This is a genomic window from bacterium, from assembly GCA_026398675.1.
Taxonomy (GTDB): domain Bacteria; phylum RBG-13-66-14; class RBG-13-66-14; order RBG-13-66-14; family RBG-13-66-14; genus RBG-13-66-14.
In genome coordinates, this window is sequence record JAPLSK010000403.1 from 1 (window position 1) to 2,651 (window position 2,651).

2 protein-coding genes are annotated in these 2,651 nt (G+C 67.6%); one reads left to right on the forward strand and one right to left on the reverse strand.

Annotated elements, in window-relative coordinates:
• The coding region (locus NTW26_11885; GenBank protein ID MCX7022947.1) for a M14 family metallopeptidase at window positions 1-1,574 on the reverse strand (1,574 nt) is incomplete at its 3' end.
• A 130-nt stretch (window positions 1,575-1,704) separates the two neighbouring features.
• Between NTW26_11885 and NTW26_11890 the strand changes: the two genes are divergently transcribed.
• Window positions 1,705-2,651 (forward strand): radical SAM protein (locus tag NTW26_11890; protein MCX7022948.1); only part of this gene is annotated, 947 nt, incomplete at its 3' end.

Sequence of the window (2,651 nt, forward strand, 5' to 3'; positions counted from 1 at the left end):
GTGGTGCCGCCGACCGCCGGGTTGGGGAAGGCGTTGCGCAGCTCCACCGCCCGCCGGCCGCCCGGGGGCACCGTGACCTCCGCGGGGCCGTAGCTCACCGGCTCGCCGTTACGCTCCAGCACGTCCACCCGATAGCGGTAAGTCCCGCCGGGTTCCACGTCCAGGTCGTAGTACGCCACATCGGTGGAACCCTCGAGGGGCGTCCCGTTCAGCGCCCGCCACCCGTCGGCCTCCTCGCGCATTATCTTGAAGAAGACCTCCTCGCAGCCGCAGAAGCTGAAGCTAATCCGCACGCCGTCGCCCACCGGCGTGGCCGCCAGGTCGGTGAGGAATCCCGCGGGCGCCTCGACCCCGTTCTCCAGCATCCAGAGGAACACCGGCCAGTGCAGCTCGCAGGTCGGCTCTATCTCCTCGGGCGGCGGCGCGAAGCCCCCGTCCTCCTCCGAGTTCACCTCGAAGGAGAAGCCCAACACCCCACCCTCGAAGGCTTCGTCGGGGGAAATTCCGCCCGGAACGTAATCCCCTCCGTATGACCAGTCGTCGAAATCGCCGTTCAGCGGGTAGAGGATTTCACCCGGGCGCCCGACCTCGTAGGGACCGTGCCCCTGGCCGGTGATGACGTCGTTCATGGCGTTGCCGTACGCGCGGAATGTCGCCTCGTCGGCGGTCGGTTCGTCCACGTACCCCCAGGGGAGCAGAATCAGCTCGCCGAAGCTGTGGTAACTGACGGCGAACTCGAACTCCCGGTCCAGAAACAGGTTATGGACGGCCAGGGTTTCCGGTTCGCTGAACGGTGACGCGCCGCGGTAGAGCGCCGACCAGGGATCGGGGCTGGAGCCCGTGTCGTTGTAGCCCCACATGTAGCCGTAGTTGCGGTTAAGGTCCACGCCGTCGGGCGGCCGCATGTTCTTCCGCCTCCAGCCGCCCGGGTCCCCGTCGCTGTGCTCCTCCACCCAAACGTGGCCGTCGGGGTTTACCGTGGGGACGATGAACACCTCGTGGGAGTTTATCAAGTAGGCCAACTCCGGGTCGGTGTAGTAGTCTAGGGCGATGCGGTTGAGGAAGTACATGGGAATCTCGAGGGTCATTATCTCCCGGGCGTGGGTGTTGCCGTGGATGAAGATTTCCCCCTCCGCCTCGTCCACCGTGGGGTTGTCGCTGACCTTCATGCACCAGATGTCCCGGCCCATGTAGCTGGGACCCAAGCTGAAAAGGTTGAAGATGTCGGGGTGGGCGGCGGCCAATTCCTCTAGCTCGGCTTCCATCTCGGCGACGGTACGGTAGCCACCGTAGAAGGAGTCGCCGCCACGGGAGCCGAAGCGCACCCGGGAGAAATCGTAGTCCACCGTCCGCCAGCGGTAACCCAGGGAGGCCAGGGCCTCGAGGTCCGAGTCCGTGGCCAGGACGTGCAGCCCGTCGGCGGTGTTGGAGGAAAGGACGTCCAGGTTCAGGGGGGCGAGAGAATCGAAATCGCCGCGGCTGTACGCCTCGACGACGACCCACTGCGTCCCCGCGGGCGCGGCGGACGCCCAGAGCGTCGCGAGGAGAATCGAAACCGATAGAAGCCTTCGCATCCCCACCCTTTTCCACCTGGCACACACAGTATAAGCCTAAAAAGGGCGCGGCTTCAAGGCGTTCTTGTCAGCGGGACCGGCCGGTGGTAAGGTTGGGCCCTTGGAACACGAGCGGAGGGGCAATCCGAGCATGAAGCGCGATGTCAGCCGGTTGTGGGAAAACGAACGGGGCCGCCGGAGCCGACCCGGCACCGCGCTTTCCGCCTGCGCGGTCTGGGGCGACGACTACGCCTCCGGCGTCGCCAACCTGGGCCACCAGCGCGTGTGGGCGCTGGCCGACGACGCCCCCGGCTGGTCCGCCGACAGGCTCTACGACCTCGACCGGCCTGAGGGCCGGCCCGTCTCCTTCGCCTGGAACCGCCCCCTCGGATCCTTCGATCTGGTCCTGGCCTCGGTATCCTTCGAAAACGACTACCCCGGGCTCCTGGACACGCTGCGCTCCGCCGGCCTCCTCGCCGGCGGCGTAGCCCCCAGCCTGAACCCGCTGCACCTGGCGCCCTTCTTCGACGCGGTTTACTCGGGCGACGCCGAGACCGTCCTGCCGTCGGTGCTGGAGGGGATGCACAAAAATCCGCCCCACTCGAGGGAGGAGGCCTGGTCGCTCTTTGGAAAATTCGGCCTCCACGTGGACGCCCTCGGCGCGCCGGGCGAGCGCCAAATCTGGACGTCCCGCTCCTACGCGGCGAGCGAGACGGTGCACCCCGCGGGGCACTTCGGCGAGACGGCGCTGGTGGAACTGGGCCGCGGCTGTCCCCGAAGCTGCCGGTTCTGCGCCGTGGGCTGGATGGCGGGCGGCTACCGACCGGCGGACCCCGACGCACTGCGGGAACAGATTCTCAAGAGTACGGGGGACCTGAAGGTGAATCGGGTGGGGCTCGTCGGCGCCGCCGTCGCCGAGGGGGACGATTTCCAGGATCTCCTCCGGTGGCTGAAGGAGAGGGGCCTGCGGGCCACGGTCAGCTCCCTCCGGGCGGACCTTCTGAACGAGGACACGGCGCGCCTTCTGGTGGAACTGGGCCAGCGGACGTTGACACTTTCCGCCGAGGCGGGCTCGCAGGGCTTGCGCGACACGCTGGG